Origin of the sequence: Microvirga sp. TS319, assembly GCF_041276405.1 — a bacterium.
Lineage (GTDB): Bacteria > Pseudomonadota > Alphaproteobacteria > Rhizobiales > Beijerinckiaceae > Microvirga.
In genome coordinates this window covers 3,526,696-3,540,878 of the sequence record NZ_JBGGGT010000002.1, presented here as the reverse complement: position 1 = coordinate 3,540,878, position 14,183 = coordinate 3,526,696, and the positions used below count along the sequence as shown (strand labels likewise).

Below are 14,183 nucleotides of genomic sequence, written 5' to 3'. Positions count from 1 at the left end.
AAAAGAAAACGAGGCGCGTCATGCGCACCTCTATTGGCTGGCGTCGATACCAGAAGAAGCCTTGCCTGTCCAGAGTTGCTTCCGACAAAAGCGCCGAACCAGAGTGATAACGCCGTCGACTCCGAAAGGTTCAGGCCGATTCCGGAAAAACGCGGGTCACGTGGCCCATCTTGCGGCCGGGCCGGGCCTCGGCCTTGCCGTAGAGATGCAGGTGAGCGCCGGGCTCGGCGAGAAGGCTCTCCCACTCGTCGGCGTCATGCCCGATGAGGTTCTTCATTTCCACCCGGCCGAGGCGGGAGGTCGCTCCCAGGGGCCAGCCGCAGACGGCCCGGATATGCTGCTCGAACTGGGACGTCACGGCCCCGCCGAGGGTCCAATGGCCGGAATTGTGAACCCGGGGGGCGATCTCGTTCACCACAAGGCGCTCCTGGCCGCCTGCGGTGACCAGGAACAGCTCCACCGCGAGCACGCCCACGTAATCGAGCGCATCGCCGATGGCCTTGGCGATCCGCATGGCTTCGGCCTCGGTCGAGGCCGAGACATTCGCCGGAACCCGCGTGACGTCGAGAATATGATGCCGGTGCTCGTTGGCGCAGAGATCGTAGGCCGCAAAGGCCCCGGAGGCGGTGCGGGCGGCGACCACGGATACTTCCCGCTCGAAGGGCACGAAGCCCTCGACGATGGAGGGGGCATGGCCCACCTCGTCCCAGGCGGCGGCGAGGTCCGTCTCGGGCCGGATCATGACCTGGCCCTTGCCGTCATAGCCGAAACGGCGGGTCTTGAGCACGGCCGGCCGGCCGAGCCGGTCGACGGCTTCGCTCAGTTCCGCCGCGTCGGAAAAGGCCGCGAACGGAGCGACCGGGATGCCGAGCCCGGAGATGAAGGTTTTTTCCAGGAAACGGTCCTGCGACACGGCGAGCGCCTGGGCGTTGGGCGCGAGCAGCGTATGGGCGCTCAGGGTGGCGGCGGTCTCGCTCGGCACGTTCTCGAATTCGTAAGTGACCACGTCCACGGCCTTGGCGAAGCGCACCAGGGCCGCCTCGTCCTCATAGGCCGCGACGGTGACCTCGGCCGCTACGTCGAAGGCGGGACTGTTCTCTTCCGGGGCGTAGATATGGGCCTTCAGGCCGAGCTGCGCCGCGGCGATCGCCATCATGCGGCCGAGCTGCCCGCCGCCAAGGATACCGATGGTGCAGCCGGGACGGATCATGAAACTTAGCCTTCGTCGGAGGGGCGCTCGGCCACGCTGTCGCTCTGGCGCTTGCGCCACGCGTCGAGCCGTTCGGCCAGAGAGGAATCGTGCAGGGCGAGCACGGCTGCGGAGAGGAGCGCCGCATTCACGGCACCGGCCTTGCCGATGGCGAGGGTTCCCACGGGGATGCCGGCGGGCATCTGCACGATGGATAAGAGGCTGTCCTGGCCCGATAGTGCCTTCGATTCCACCGGAACGCCGAAGACGGGGAGGGGGGTCATGGCGGCCGTCATGCCGGGAAGATGCGCGGCTCCGCCCGCGCCCGCGATGACGACCTGGAAGCCTTCCGCCTTGGCGCCCTTGGCGAAGGCGACCAGGCGCTCCGGGGTCCGGTGGGCCGAGACGATGCGGGCGTCGTAGGCGACGCCGAGCGCGTCGAGGGTCTCGGCGGCATGACGCATGGTTGCCCAATCCGATTGACTGCCCATGATGATGGCAACGGGGACGCTCGCCATGATGTGCTCCGGCTTCGAAGGCCCAGGGAATTCAGCCGGACATAACGAAGGTGTCTCCGGCAGGCAAGGCTATAGCGTGGAAAACGCGGCCTTTTCAGGCGATGATGTCGGGCGTGAGCTGATCTTCCAGCTGGATGATCTGATCCTTGAGGGCGAGTTTCCGCTTCTTGAGCCGCTGAACCTGGAGCTGATCGCCGGCGATCATGCTCTCGAGGGCGTCGATCGCCATGTCGAGATCGCGGTGCTCCTGCTTCAGGCGAGCCAATTCCGCTTCCAGTTCAGCCAATTCGGTCATTGAAAATCGATCCAAATTTCCGTTCCCCAACGGGACACGGCGGGACCGCGGAAGTATGCGCTCAAGCCATTCGAAGGGCAAGACGACGCCATCATCTTCTACTCTCGATTTCGGGATTTTTGCCTTCGACTCGCCACAGTATGTCTGGCAAAATATGCCTGTCAGTAATCAGACAGGAGGAACTGACATGCCGCTACAGAATCACCTGACGGAGCTCGAACGGAAGCACCGGGCTCTTGAGCGCGAGATCCAGGATGCCCTCAACAGGCCGGCCCTGGACGATATGAGACTCGCAGAGCTGAAGCGGAAGAAACTCCAACTGAAAGATGAGATTACCCGGCTGAGAAGCTCAGATACGGCGGTGCATTAAAGGCCATCTTTCGCTTTCCCACCGAAAGCCGTCGCTTCCGACCAGGAGCGGCGGCTTTTTCATGTGGACCATGGGGCCGTCAGATCAGCACGGCTGCTCCGTCATAGACAAGCTTCGCGCCCACCAGGATCAGCAGCCCATAGACGGCCGTGTAGAAGCTCTCTCCCGAGACCCGCCGCACGAGCAGGACGCCCGCCCAGGTCGACGCGATGGCGACCGGGAAGAGGGCGGCTGCGGTTGCCAGATTCTCCGCCGTGAACTGGCCGAGCGCCATGTAAGGGGGAACCTTGATCCAGTTGAGAATCGCGAACACGATCGCGCCGGTGCCTACGAACACGTCGCGCGGCAGCTTCTGCGGCATCACGTAGATCTGGAAGGGTGGGCCGCCCGCATGGGCGATCATGCTGGTAAAGCCAGTCACCCAGCCCCAGAAGAGACCGCGCGGCGTATCGGCCGGGGCGGCCGCCGGTGGAACGGCGCGGCGCTCCAGGATCATCCGGCGAACGGCAAAGCTGATGGAGATCACGCCGACCGCGAGCTTGACCGCCTCGTCCGGGACCCTGGCCGCCAGAAGGTAGCCCATGAGGATGCCGGAGAGCGCCCCGGTCACCAGCAGCACCACGTTGCGCTTGTCCCAGGCATGCCGGTACGCCCAGACGGATACCACGTCCTGCACGATCAGGATCGGCAGTGTGATGGCCGCGGCCTGCACGGGCGAGACCACCAGCGCCATCAAGGGAAGCGAGAGAAGCCCGAGTCCCGAGAAGCCGCCTTTGGCCAGCCCCAAAAGCGTGACCGCCGGAATCGCAGCGGCGTAGAAGAGAGGGTCGGTGATCATGGGAACCTTGAGGAAGCTCGTCGAAAGTCGCCGCTGACCACGGCCATGCCGCCTGCTACCACAATGACAACCACAAGTCCCATGCGGTGACAGCAACGGGAAACGCCATGTCTGCAACCCAAAGCCGCTATCACGAGATCTATGCGCGCTGGACGTCGGATCCGGAAGGATTCTGGCGCGAGGCCGCCCGGGAGATCGACTGGTTCAGGCCAGCCGACGGGACCTTCGACCCGGAGGCCGGCGCCTACGGACGATGGTTCGTCGGCGCGCAGTGCAATACGTGCCACAACGCCGTCGACCGGCACGTGGCGGGGCGCGGCGATCAGGCCGCGATCATCTACGACAGCCCGGTCACGAATTCGAAGCGCAGCATCACCTATGCCGAGTTGCAGGACGAAGTGGCGACCCTCGCGGCCGTCCTGCGGGACATGGGCGTCGAGAAAGGCGATCGGGTCATCGTCTACATGCCGATGATCCCGGAAGCCGTGTTTGCGATGCTGGCCTGCGCGCGAATCGGGGCGATCCATTCCGTCGTGTTCGGCGGCTTCGCCGCGAAGGAGCTGGCCACCCGCATCGACGACGCGAAACCGAAGATCGTCCTGTCGGCGTCCTGCGGCATCGAGGGCGCGAAGGTGGTGGCCTACAAGCCGCTGCTCGACGAAGCGGTCCGGCTCGCCGCCTCCAAGCCCGAGGCCTGTCTGATCTGGCAGCGTCCGCAGCTCGAATGCTCGCGCACGGAAGGGCGCGACCTCGACTGGGCGCAGGAAGTCGCCAAGGCAAGGGCCGCCGGCAGGACGGCGGAATGCGTGAGCATGGCCGCCACCGATCCGCTCTACGTGCTCTATACCTCCGGCACGACCGGCAGGCCCAAGGGCGTCGTGCGCGACAATGGCGGCCACATGGTCGCGCTCAAGTGGAGCATGAAGAACTTCTTCGGCGTCGAGCCCGGCGAGGTGTTCTGGGCCGCGTCCGACGTCGGCTGGGTGGTGGGCCATTCCTACATCGTCTACGCGCCGCTGCTCCACGGCTGCACGGCCATCCTGTACGAGGGCAAGCCCGTCGGGACGCCGGATGCGGGCGCGTATTGGCGGGTGATCTCCGACCACGGCGTCGTCGCGCTCTTCACCGCGCCCACCGCCTTCCGGGCGATCAAGAAGGAGGATCCCGGAGCGGAGCTTCTGAAGGGCTACGACATGTCCTCGTTCCGGGCCTTGTTCCTCGCAGGCGAGCGGGCGGATCCCGACACGGTCAAATGGGCCGAGGATATCCTGAAGGTGCCTGTGATCGACCATTGGTGGCAGACCGAGACGGGCTGGCCCGTAGTCGGCAACCCTCTGGGCCTCGGCGGCCTTCCGGTCAAGCACGGTTCGCCCACGGTGCCGCTGCCGGGCTATACGGTCGAGGTGCTGGATGAGAGCGGCAGGCCCGTTCCGCCCGGCACCATGGGAGCCATCGTCATCAGGCTGCCTTTGCCTCCCGGCGCCTTGCCGACCCTCTGGCAGGCGGAAGATCGCTTCAGGGAGGCGTATCTCTCGGTCTATCCCGGCTATTACAACACCTCGGATGCGGGCTATATCGACGAGGACGGCTACGTCTGGGTCATGGGCCGCACGGACGACATCATCAACGTCGCGGGCCACCGCCTTTCCACGGGCGGCATGGAGGAGGTTCTCGCCTCCCATCCGGCGGTCGCCGAGTGCGCCGTGATCGGCATGAGGGACATGCTCAAGGGCGAGGTGCCCTGCGGCTTCGTGGTGCTGAAATCGGGCGTCAACCGGCCACAGGCCGAGATCGAGGCGGAACTGGTGGCCCTGGTTCGCGAGAGGATCGGCCCCGTGGCGGCCTTCAGGCTCGCCATCACCGTGCCGCGCCTGCCGAAGACGCGCTCCGGCAAGATCCTGCGCGGCACCATGAAGAAGATCGCCGACGGCGACCAGTGGAGCATGCCCGCCACGATCGACGACCCCGCGATCCTGGACGAAATCGGCGAGGCATTGAAGAGCCGGGGCGTGGCGGGATGACATCAAGAGCACCATCCAGGCCATGGGCCGGGATGATTCCATCCCATAAAGCGAAAGGCCCGGAGCGATCCGGGCCTTTTGATTGTCCTATTCCTCGTCGTCCGAGCGCTTGAGCTGCTTGAGCTTGGCGAAGACCGAGTTGACGTCGATGTTCTCTTCCTGCGGCTTCGGGCGGCTCATGTCCGCGAAAGGTTCGTCGCGCACGGGCTCGGCCGTGGAGACCTCGGCCGGCATCAGGGTGCCGCCATATTCCTGCGGCTCCACGTGCGGGCGGTCCTTGGCGGCGCGCTGCACCTCGAAATCCAGGTCGATCTGCGAGCAGAGGCCCAGCGTCACCGGGTCCATAGGGGAGAGGCTCGCCGAGTTCCAGTGGGTGCGGTCGCGGACCTGCTGGATCGTGGTCTTGGTGGTCCCCACCAGACGCATGATCTGCGCGTCCTTGAGCTCCGGATGGTTGCGCACGAGCCAGAGGATCGCGTTGGGGCGGTCGTGGCGGCGCGAAACGGGAGTGTAGCGGGGACCCTTCTTCACCCGCTTCTGCTCGGGCAGCTTCACGCGGGATTCGGCAAGGCGCAGACGGTGATTGGGGTTGTTCTGCGCCTTTTCGATCTCCTCGCGGGTCAGCTGGCCCGTGGTGATCGGGTCGAGACCCTTGATGCCTGCCGCGACTTCGCCGTCCGCGATGCCCTTCACCTCGAGCGGGTGGAGCTTGCAGAAATCGGCGATCTGGTCGAACGACAGGGATGTGTTCTCGACGAGCCAAACGGCTGTCGCCTTCGGCATCAGCGGACCCTGGGACATGGGGCGAACCTCCTTGGAGCCGGGCACCGGACATCGGCGCCGCACGGCAAAACTCTCTTGCACTCCGAACCGGTCCGGACCGGAGCATCTCGTCTCACGTTGTGAGGGAAACGATAACGATTATAGGGAGCATGGGGCGATGTTGCAAATCCTTAGAGCGTCCGACGTGAAAAGGTGGCTCCGCTTTTTGGGATTGCATCCGATGCTCCCGTCTTGGAAAGAGCGCGTCGCCTGAGCGAAAAACCAGGGCCACTTTTCGCTAGCGCCGCCCGCCGGGTCCGCACGATGCTCCCTCCTTAGGTGAGCGCATCGTCCTTGCGAAAAACCGGGGCCACTTTTTCGCACGATGCGCTAGAGCCGCAAAACGATCTTTCCGATATGCTCGCCGCCGTCCATGCGGGCGTGAGCCTTGGCCACTTCGTCCAGCGAGAAGGTGGAATCCATCACGGGTTTGCACCTGTCCTGCTCCAGCAGAGGCAACACATGGGTTTCGAGCGCCTGGGCGATCACGGCCTTCTCGGCGACCGAGCGGGACCGTAGGGTCGAGCCCGTATGGGTGAGGCGCTTGAGCATGAGGCGGCGGAAGTCCAGCTCGACCTTGCTGCCCTTGAGAAACGCGATCTGCACGATGCGGCCGTCCTGGGCGGCGGCCTCGTGGTTGCGGGGAATATAGTCGCCCCCGACCATGTCCAGGATCACGTCCGCGCCGCGTCCCCCGGTCGTCTCCTTCACCACGGCGACGAAATCCTCGGTGCGGTAATTGACCGCCGTGTCGGCGCCGAGCCGGCGGCAGGCTTCGCATTTCTCGGGAGACCCCGCCGTGGCGATCACCGTGGCTCCGAACGCCTTGGCGAGCTGGATGGCGGTGGTGCCGATCCCCGAGGTGCCGCCATGGATGAGGAGCGTCTCGCCAGGCTTCAGGCCGCCGCGATCGAACACGTTGGTCCAGACGGTGAAATAGGTCTCCGGGATCGCCCCGGCCTCCTCGAAGGAGAGGCCGTCGGGAACTGGCAGAGCGTTGCTCTCGTGAACCACCGCGTAATCGGCATAGGCGCCGCCCGCCACTAGCGCCATGATCCGGGCGCCGAGCGGAAAGCGGTTGGCGTTCGGGTCCGAGCCCACCACTTCGCCCGCAAGCTCGAGGCCGAGGATATCCGGGGCGCCGGGAGGAGGGGGGTAGCCGCCCTGGCGCTGGATCACGTCTGGGCGGTTCACGCCTGCGGCCCGCACCCTCACCAGGATCTCGCCTTCCCCGGGCTGGGGCACCGGACGCTCGACCACTTTCAGGACGTCCGGTCCGCCGCTGCCCTCGGCGATCACTGCGCGCATCGTGCCTGGAATCGGCTCCATAATTTCCCTCCTTTGGTCAAGCTCCGCTCATATAGGGCGAAGTTGGCAAGGAGTGCATGCCGCATTAACGTTCGAGAGGAATCTTCTTGAGGAGGAGGATGCCATGGCCTTCGATCCCTTCGCCGACGAGCCGCGCGCGACGTTGAGCGCCTATGAAATCGGCCAGGACTTGTCGATGCTCTCCGTCGACGAGCTCGACGAGCGTGTTGTCATGCTGGAAAAGGAAATAGCCCGCCTGAAGGAGGCGAAGGCCGCCAAGGAAAGTTCCCGCGCTGCCGCCAGCGCGTTCTTCCGGCTTGGACAAGGTTAACCCCATTTTAAGGAATCTGGGCGTATCGTGAAAGGGTCCGGTTCTCTCCCGCCGGGCCCTGGGTGGTTCTTCCTCCCACTCTCGTGACGCTTCCCTGTCAGACTTGTGAGCCGCCCTGGGCGGCTCGATTTTTGCCCGACTTCTTGCCCTTAACCTTAAGAAGAAGTTACCGGCGCATCTGGGACAAGGCCGTTCTATATTCCCTTCCGATATCGAACATTTCCCGGCCTTGGCGCCGGGCAAATCCCTTGGGAGACGGTGGGTGCGCGAACCCGACGTGATCAAACTTGACGTCGATCCTGTCCGCTTCGGCGAGAGCTTCGTGGGGTCAGAGGCCTTCACGGCCCTGTTCCAGGAAGGCATGGAGCTGGTCGAGGAAACGGCTGCTTATCTTGATGGCGAGGGCCGCGACGAATCGCGCCTTCTGCAGCGCGAGGCGGGCGTGGCCTATGCCAGCGAGAGCATGCGCCTGACCACCCGTCTCATGCAGATCGCCTCCTGGCTCCTGCTGCAGCGGGCCGTGGCCGAGGGGGAGATCACGCCGGAACAGGCCCGTGCCGAGAAGGCCCGCGTCCGTCTGAATTCAACCGAGACCACCACGACCCTCGTGGAATACGAGACCCTGCCTGAGCGTCTGCGCGAGCTGATCGGGCTCGCGACCCGTCTTCATGCCCGCATCCTCCATCTGGAGCGTCTGCTGACCGAATTGGAGGAGGGCCCGCCTCAGCCGCAGGGGCAAAATCCGGTGGCGGCTCAGATCGGCCTGCTGGAACGGGCCTTCGGTCCGGTCGAGTAGGAAACGAAAAAACCCCGCGAATGCGGGGCTTTTCATATGTCGTGGAAGATCCGGGCGAAGCCGGATTACTTCTTGGCGCCGATGCCCAGGTTGCCGAACTTCGAGGTGAAGCGCGAAACGCGGCCGCCGCGGTCGAGCAGTTGCTGCTGGCCGCCGGTCCAGGCCGGGTGGGTGTTCGGGTCGATGTCGAGGTTGAGGGTGTCGCCCTCTTTGCCGTAGGTCGAGCGGGTGGTGTACTCGGTGCCGTTGGTCATGACCACCTTGATGAAGTGGTAGTCGGGGTGATCGGTTTCTTTGCGCGCCATTGCCATTGTCCTTCTTGCGGCCAGCCACATCTGGTCAGCCCGCAGCGTAAGATCGAGCCTGAATTGATGAATGCGCGCCTATACCTCAGTTAGAACCTTGAAACAAGCCGGGGCAAAGGTGTTAAACCGCTCCAACCGCGAATTCCTCGAATCGTAGGCTGCCATGGCCGATCTGCCAAATCCTCAATACCGCTCCAATGCCGCGCTCGGCGCCCTGAAGCCGCTCGTTCCGTATGGCCTCGCTTACAAGGGGCGGATCGCAGGCGCGCTCGCTGCCCTCATCATGGCCTCCGCCGCCACTCTGGTCGTACCGGTCGCCGTGCGCCGGGTGGTGGATTTCGGGTTCTCCGAAGAGGGGCACGCCTACATCAACGCCTATTTCGCGTTGCTGATCGTCGTAGTGGCGGTGCTCGCGGTCTCGAGCGCCCTTCGCTACTACCTCGTCATCACCCTGGGCGAGCGGGTGGTGGCCGACCTGCGCTCCGCCGTGTTCCGGCACCTGACATCGCTCGACCCTGCCTTCTTCGACCAGACCAAGAGCGGCGAGATCGTTTCGCGGCTCACCGCCGACACCACCCAGGTGAAGGCGGCCTTCGGCGTGAGCATCTCGATCGCGCTCCGCAACGTTTTCCTGTTTCTCGGGGCTGTGGCGCTCATGATCGTCACGAGCCCGAAGCTTTCGGCTCTCGTGCTGCTCGCCATTCCGGTGATCGTGCTGCCGCTGGTCCTCTCCGGCCGGGCGGTGCGGCGGCGTTCGCGAGCCGCGCAGGACAGGCTTGCCGACGCCTCCGCCTATGCGGCGGAAGCCATTGGGGCGGTCAGGACCATGCAGGCCTTCGGCATGGAAAGCCTCACCGCCTCCCGTTTCGCCCTGGCGGCCGAGGAGGCCTTCGACGCCGCTCGGCTGTCCACCACCATGCGGGCCTTTCTCACGGGAGCCGGCATCTTCCTGGTCTCGGCGAGCGTGGTGGCCGTGCTCTGGTACGGCGCCCAGGACGTGCTCGCGGGAGAGATGACGGCCGGCCGGCTCTCCCAGTTCGTTCTCTACGCGGTGTTTGCGGCGAGTTCCCTCGGCCAGCTCTCAGAGGTCTACGGCGAACTGTCGCAGGCGGCCGGTGCGGCGGAGCGTCTGGGCGAGATCCTTGCGGCCAAGCCCGCTATCGAAGCGCCGCGCGAGCCCAAATCCCTGCCGGAGCCCTCGCCCGGCACCGTGGCCTTCGACGATGTGCATTTCGCCTATCCCACCCGGGCGGAGCAGCGCGCTCTCCACGGCCTGAGCTTCGCCGTGGCCTCGGGCGAGAGAGTCGCCATCGTCGGCCCTTCCGGGGCCGGAAAGAGCACCATTCTCCAGTTGCTGCTGCGTTTCTACGATCCCCAGAGCGGCACGATCCGGGTCGACGGGGTGCCGGTCACCGAGGCCGATCCCTTCGCATTGCGCGCCCGCACGGCCCTGGTGCCGCAGGAACCCACGATCTTTGCTTCGAGCGTTCTCGACAACATCCGCTACGGCCGTCCCGAGGCTTCCGAGGAGGAGGTGCGCCGGGCGGCGGAACTCGCCTCCGCTCACGGCTTCATCCAGGCTCTGCCGCAGGGCTACGAGACCCTCATCGGAGAGCGCGGCGTCACGCTCTCCGGCGGCCAGCGCCAGCGCCTCGCCATCGCACGGGCCATTCTCAAGGATGCGCCGATCCTGCTTCTCGACGAGGCTACGTCGGCGCTGGATGCGGAAAGCGAGCGCAAGGTGCAGGAGGCTCTCGACCGGCTCATGGAAGGTCGCACGACCCTCGTCATCGCCCACCGCCTCGCCACGGTGCGCTCGGCCGACCGCATCCTCGTCATGGACAAGGGGCGGATCGTGGAGGAGGGGACGCACGAGGCCCTGCTCGGGCAGGGCGGCCTCTATGCGCGTCTCGCCCGCCTCCAGTTCAGCGGGCTGCACGAGCCGGGCCTGGCCGCCGAATAGACGGGCCGCATCGAACCGTTTCGTCCCGTCGCGGTTGGTTTAGAGCATCGAACGCAAAAGTGGGTACCGGTTTTGTGTGCAAAGATGCTCGAGAACAGCATCGAACGCAAAAGTGGGTACCGGTTTTGCGTGCAAAGATACTCGAGACCATAGCCCTACCGCATCGGATGTGGGTTCGATGTCACGTCCGATGCAGAAGGCCGGCTTTCAGGCATTCGGGGAGATCGGGGATGGCGGCGACGTTCAAGCGGCATCCGCAGGATGCCATCCGCATCAACCTCCATGAGGATTGGGAGATGCGGTACTGGTCCGACAAATGGGGCGTTCCGCGTCAGCAGATCGTGGACACGGTCAAGCGTGTCGGCCTGCAGGTGAAGGATGTCGCCCGCGCGCTCGGCAAGGATGCCTGACTTTCACCGCTCCGTCAGCTTGAGCTCGATGCGGCGGTTGCGGGCATAGGCTTCTTCCGTCGTGCCGTTGTCGAGGGGCTGGAACTCGCCGAAACCCGCCGCCACGAGGTGCTGCGGCTGGACGCCCCGGGCGACCAGAGCCTGGACCACGGCGATGGCGCGGGCGGAGGAGAGCGCCCAGTTCGACGGGAACTGGGCCGTGTTGATGGGCCGCGCATCCGTATGGCCGTCGACGCGGATCACCCACGGAATATCGGGCGGAACCTGCTTCTCCAGCTCCATGAGGGCGCTGGCGATGCGGTCGATCTCGCCCGAGGCCTCGGGGCGCAGGGTCGCCTGGCCTGCGGGGAAGAGCACCTCCGACTGGAAGACGAAACGGTCGCCCACGATGCGCACGTCGGGCCGGTTACCGAGAATCTGCCGCAGGCGTCCGAAGAAGTCGGAGCGGTAGCGGGCCAGCTCCTGCACCCGCTGGGCCAGGGCCACGTTGAGCCTGCTGCCCAGATCGGCGATGCGGGCCTGACTCTCCTTGTCCCGGTTCTCGGATGCCGCGAGGGCCTCTTCCAGGGCCGCGAGCTGGCGGCGCATGGCCGAGATCTGCTGGTTGAGGATTTCCACCTGGCTCAGGGCGCGTCCCGTCGCCTGCTTCTCGGCCTCCAACGCCGTATTCAGCTCGCCCGCTTGGTTCTGCGCCGTGCTGCCGGAATCCAGGAGCCCCTGCAGGCGGGTCCTCTCGGCCTCGTTGGCCTTGAGGGTGGTCTGCAGGGTGGCGAGGCTTTCCTCGACCGAGCGGCGGCCGGAGCGTTCGAGGGAGAGAAGATCGGTCAGCTCCGAGATCTGCCGGTTGAGCCGGTCGAGCACCGTGTCGCGGCCCGAGAGCTCGGTCGACAGGAAGAACTGTCCCACCGTGAAGACCGAGATCAGGAAGATGATGGAAAGCAGCAGGGTGGACAGGGCGTCCACGAAGCCTGGCCAGTAATTGATCTGGCTGACGCGCCCGCGACGGCGTCCTCCTGCGCCCGAGGTCGGCATCAGGGCAGCCTTTCACGGGAAATGCGGTCGAGCACCTGCTTCAGCTCCTTTTCGCGGGTGGCCTGGGCCTCCACCCAGTCGCGGATCATCTGCTGCTCCGCACGCATGTGCTGAACGAGGCCCTGAACGCCCTCCGCGAGATTCGCCATGGCCTGGGTCGCCGCGCGCCCGCCTGCACCGTCGTTCACGGCGGCCGTGAGGCGGTTGAGGGCCACCGCCAGATCGTGCGGGGTCGTGGAGCGCGAGGAGCTGTCGACCGGGGCATCGGAGGTGGTGGTGGCGAGCCAGTCCTCGAGTTCGGTGTAGAAGCGGCTCTGCGCCTGGCCGGCCTGGAGGTCGAGAAAGCCGAGGATGAGCGAACCCGCGAGACCGAAGAGCGAGGCCGAGAAGGACAGGCCCATGCCCTGGAGTGGACCTGCGAGCGAGTTCTTCAGCTCGTCGAAGATCGCGGCGGTGTCCTGGCCGGTCCGCAGGGATTTGATGATGTTGCCGACGGAGCCCACGGTGTCGATCAGGCCCCAGAAGGTGCCGAGAAGGCCCAGGAAGACCAGCAGGCCCGCCATGTAGCGAAGAATTTCGCGGCCTTCGTCGAGGCGTGCCCCGATGGAGTCGAGCAGCGAGCGCATGGCCGCGACGGAGAGCGAATTGCCGGAGCGGTTAGTGATGAAGGCGGCCATGGGCGCCAGCAGCACGGGCGGATGAGCGGCGACCAGCCCTTCCTCCGTCTGACGCAGGGTGTTGACCCAGCGCACCTCGTGAAACAGGCGCCAGACCTGCCGGATCGCCAGAATGATCCCGATGAACATCACGCCCAGGATCAAGGCGTTGAGCCCCGGATTGGCCTGGAAGGCCGACCAGATCTGCCGGTACAGGATAAAGGCGATAAACCCTGCCAGAACCAGAAAGACCGCCATGCGGACGAGATAGATCCGCGGTGGGGTAAGGGGTTGGTCCGCCATCATTATCCTGTGCTCATATGGTTCGGGACGGTCCTAATGTGACCGCCCCGGACGCAAGGATCAAGCGCGAGCGCAACCTCCCCTGGGGACACGGACGAAAATATCGGAGTCCGGGATCAGCCCCTGGCTTTTTTCAAAAGCGCGAGCAGTTCGCGGTGCATGTATTCGTTGCCGCAGGCGACGGAGCCGGTGGCCAGGGGGTTCGGAGTGCCGTCCGCATCGGAGATGAAGCCGCCGGCCTCGCGCACCATGAGGATGCCGGCCGCCATGTCCCAGGAGTTCAGGCCGCGCTCCCAATAGGCGTCGAAACGACCGCATGCCACATAGGCGAGGTCGAGGGCGGCTGCGCCCCATCGGCGCATGCCGCCCACCTGAGCCATCACCGAGGCGCATTCGCGCAGGAAAAGGCCGTGATCACCCTTGCCGATATGCGGCAGGCCGCAGGCCACCACCGCATCGGGCACCTCGGTGCGGGCCGCCACGCGGATGCGGCGGTTGTTGAGATAGGCGCCCTTGCCCTTTTCGGCGATGAACAGCTCGTCCTTGGCCGGATCGTAGATGACGCCCGCGACGATCTGGCCGTCGCGCTCGAGGCCGACCGAGATCGCGAATTGCGGCAGGCCGTGGAGGAAGTTCGTGGTGCCGTCGAGCGGGTCGATATGCCAGCGGTGGCTGGAATCGGTGCCTTCGACGACGCCCTGCTCCTCCATGATGAAGCCGTAGCCGGGGCGGGCCTTTTCCAGGGCCTCGCGAAGGATCTTCTCGGCCTTGCGGTCGGCGGCGGACACGAAATCGCCAGGACCCTTGCGGGATACCTGCAGGTTCTCCACCTCGCCGAAATCGCGCTTCAGGGAGCGGGATGCCTTCATCACGGCATCGGTCATGACGGTCATGAGGGGCGAGCGGATCATGGTGGACAGGTCCTGGCAAAGAGCAAAATTAGGGAAATTGGTCGATGAACCACGGGAGGGGTGGCGTCAAGCCGGGATAACCGGGCGGCCGCTCAATTGATCCCGTACCTTTGCG

16 protein-coding genes are annotated in these 14,183 nt (G+C 65.4%); 6 read left to right on the top strand and 10 right to left on the bottom strand.

The window, feature by feature from the left end:
• Positions 1-130 precede the first annotated feature (130 nt).
• The 3 genes from AB8841_RS26175 to AB8841_RS26165 all read right to left on the bottom strand — a co-directional run bounded on the left by AB8841_RS26175 (position 131) and on the right by AB8841_RS26165 (position 2,002).
• On the bottom strand, positions 131-1,210 hold the full coding sequence (locus AB8841_RS26175) for a 5-(carboxyamino)imidazole ribonucleotide synthase (RefSeq protein WP_370438671.1): 1,080 nt from the start codon (positions 1,208-1,210) through the stop codon (positions 131-133).
• A gap of 5 nt (positions 1,211-1,215) precedes the next feature.
• Positions 1,216-1,707: a 5-(carboxyamino)imidazole ribonucleotide mutase gene (gene purE, locus AB8841_RS26170; RefSeq protein WP_370438670.1), complete on the bottom strand. Its 492-nt coding sequence runs from the start codon at positions 1,705-1,707 to the stop codon at positions 1,216-1,218.
• Positions 1,708-1,801: 94 nt separating this feature from the next.
• On the bottom strand, positions 1,802-2,002 hold the full coding sequence (locus AB8841_RS26165) for a YdcH family protein (protein ID WP_370438669.1): 201 nt from the start codon (positions 2,000-2,002) through the stop codon (positions 1,802-1,804).
• Between the two features lie 187 nt (positions 2,003-2,189).
• Between AB8841_RS26165 and AB8841_RS26160 the strand changes: the two genes are divergently transcribed.
• Positions 2,190-2,372, top strand: coding sequence for a YdcH family protein (locus AB8841_RS26160; RefSeq protein WP_370439377.1), 183 nt, complete (start codon positions 2,190-2,192; stop codon positions 2,370-2,372).
• Between the two features lie 79 nt (positions 2,373-2,451).
• Here AB8841_RS26160 and AB8841_RS26155 read toward each other — a convergent pair whose 3' ends face one another.
• Entirely contained in the window at positions 2,452-3,210 is a 759-nt protein-coding gene (locus AB8841_RS26155; RefSeq protein ID WP_370438668.1) for a sulfite exporter TauE/SafE family protein, read from the bottom strand.
• Positions 3,211-3,317: 107 nt separating this feature from the next.
• Here AB8841_RS26155 and AB8841_RS26150 point away from each other — a divergent pair, with 107 nt between their 5' ends.
• Positions 3,318-5,231 (top strand): propionyl-CoA synthetase, encoded by a 1,914-nt coding sequence (locus tag AB8841_RS26150; protein ID WP_370438667.1) that lies wholly within the window; start codon positions 3,318-3,320, stop codon positions 5,229-5,231.
• A gap of 87 nt (positions 5,232-5,318) precedes the next feature.
• On the opposite strand, the gene AB8841_RS26145 is transcribed toward AB8841_RS26150, so the two are convergent.
• Both AB8841_RS26145 and AB8841_RS26140 read right to left on the bottom strand, forming a co-directional pair.
• Positions 5,319-6,032, bottom strand: coding sequence for a DUF1013 domain-containing protein (locus tag AB8841_RS26145; RefSeq protein ID WP_370438666.1), 714 nt, complete (start codon positions 6,030-6,032; stop codon positions 5,319-5,321).
• 351 nt (positions 6,033-6,383) lie between these two features.
• On the bottom strand, positions 6,384-7,385 hold the full coding sequence (locus AB8841_RS26140; protein WP_370439376.1) for an NAD(P)H-quinone oxidoreductase: 1,002 nt from the start codon (positions 7,383-7,385) through the stop codon (positions 6,384-6,386).
• 100 nt (positions 7,386-7,485) lie between these two features.
• Here AB8841_RS26140 and AB8841_RS26135 point away from each other — a divergent pair, with 100 nt between their 5' ends.
• Positions 7,486-7,692: a DUF1192 domain-containing protein gene (locus AB8841_RS26135; protein ID WP_370438665.1), complete on the top strand. Its 207-nt coding sequence runs from the start codon at positions 7,486-7,488 to the stop codon at positions 7,690-7,692.
• Positions 7,693-7,954: 262 nt separating this feature from the next.
• Positions 7,955-8,488, top strand: coding sequence for a DUF1465 family protein (locus AB8841_RS26130; RefSeq protein WP_370438664.1), 534 nt, complete (start codon positions 7,955-7,957; stop codon positions 8,486-8,488).
• Positions 8,489-8,553: 65 nt separating this feature from the next.
• Here AB8841_RS26130 and rpmE read toward each other — a convergent pair whose 3' ends face one another.
• On the bottom strand, positions 8,554-8,793 hold the full coding sequence (gene rpmE / locus AB8841_RS26125; RefSeq protein WP_370438663.1) for a 50S ribosomal protein L31: 240 nt from the start codon (positions 8,791-8,793) through the stop codon (positions 8,554-8,556).
• Positions 8,794-8,956: 163 nt separating this feature from the next.
• Here rpmE and AB8841_RS26120 point away from each other — a divergent pair, with 163 nt between their 5' ends.
• Both AB8841_RS26120 and AB8841_RS26115 read left to right on the top strand, forming a co-directional pair.
• The gene (locus tag AB8841_RS26120; RefSeq protein WP_370438662.1) at positions 8,957-10,756 is read left to right on the top strand and encodes an ABC transporter transmembrane domain-containing protein; all 1,800 of its coding nucleotides are present in this window, start codon (positions 8,957-8,959) and stop codon (positions 10,754-10,756) included.
• A gap of 230 nt (positions 10,757-10,986) precedes the next feature.
• Positions 10,987-11,166, top strand: coding sequence for a DUF3606 domain-containing protein (locus AB8841_RS26115; RefSeq protein WP_370438661.1), 180 nt, complete (start codon positions 10,987-10,989; stop codon positions 11,164-11,166).
• A 3-nt stretch (positions 11,167-11,169) separates the two neighbouring features.
• Here the strand turns inward: AB8841_RS26115 and AB8841_RS26110 are convergent, their stop codons facing one another.
• The 3 genes from AB8841_RS26110 to AB8841_RS26100 form a co-directional block, all read right to left on the bottom strand.
• Complete coding sequence (locus tag AB8841_RS26110; protein WP_370438660.1) at positions 11,170-12,198, bottom strand: peptidoglycan -binding protein; 1,029 nt, start codon at positions 12,196-12,198, stop codon at positions 11,170-11,172.
• Positions 12,198-13,157 (bottom strand): MotA/TolQ/ExbB proton channel family protein, encoded by a 960-nt coding sequence (locus tag AB8841_RS26105; RefSeq protein WP_370439375.1) that lies wholly within the window; start codon positions 13,155-13,157, stop codon positions 12,198-12,200. Before AB8841_RS26105 ends, AB8841_RS26110 begins: the two co-directional genes overlap by 1 nt.
• A gap of 116 nt (positions 13,158-13,273) precedes the next feature.
• On the bottom strand, positions 13,274-14,068 hold the full coding sequence (locus AB8841_RS26100; protein ID WP_370438659.1) for an inositol monophosphatase family protein: 795 nt from the start codon (positions 14,066-14,068) through the stop codon (positions 13,274-13,276).
• Positions 14,069-14,183 lie beyond the last annotated feature (115 nt).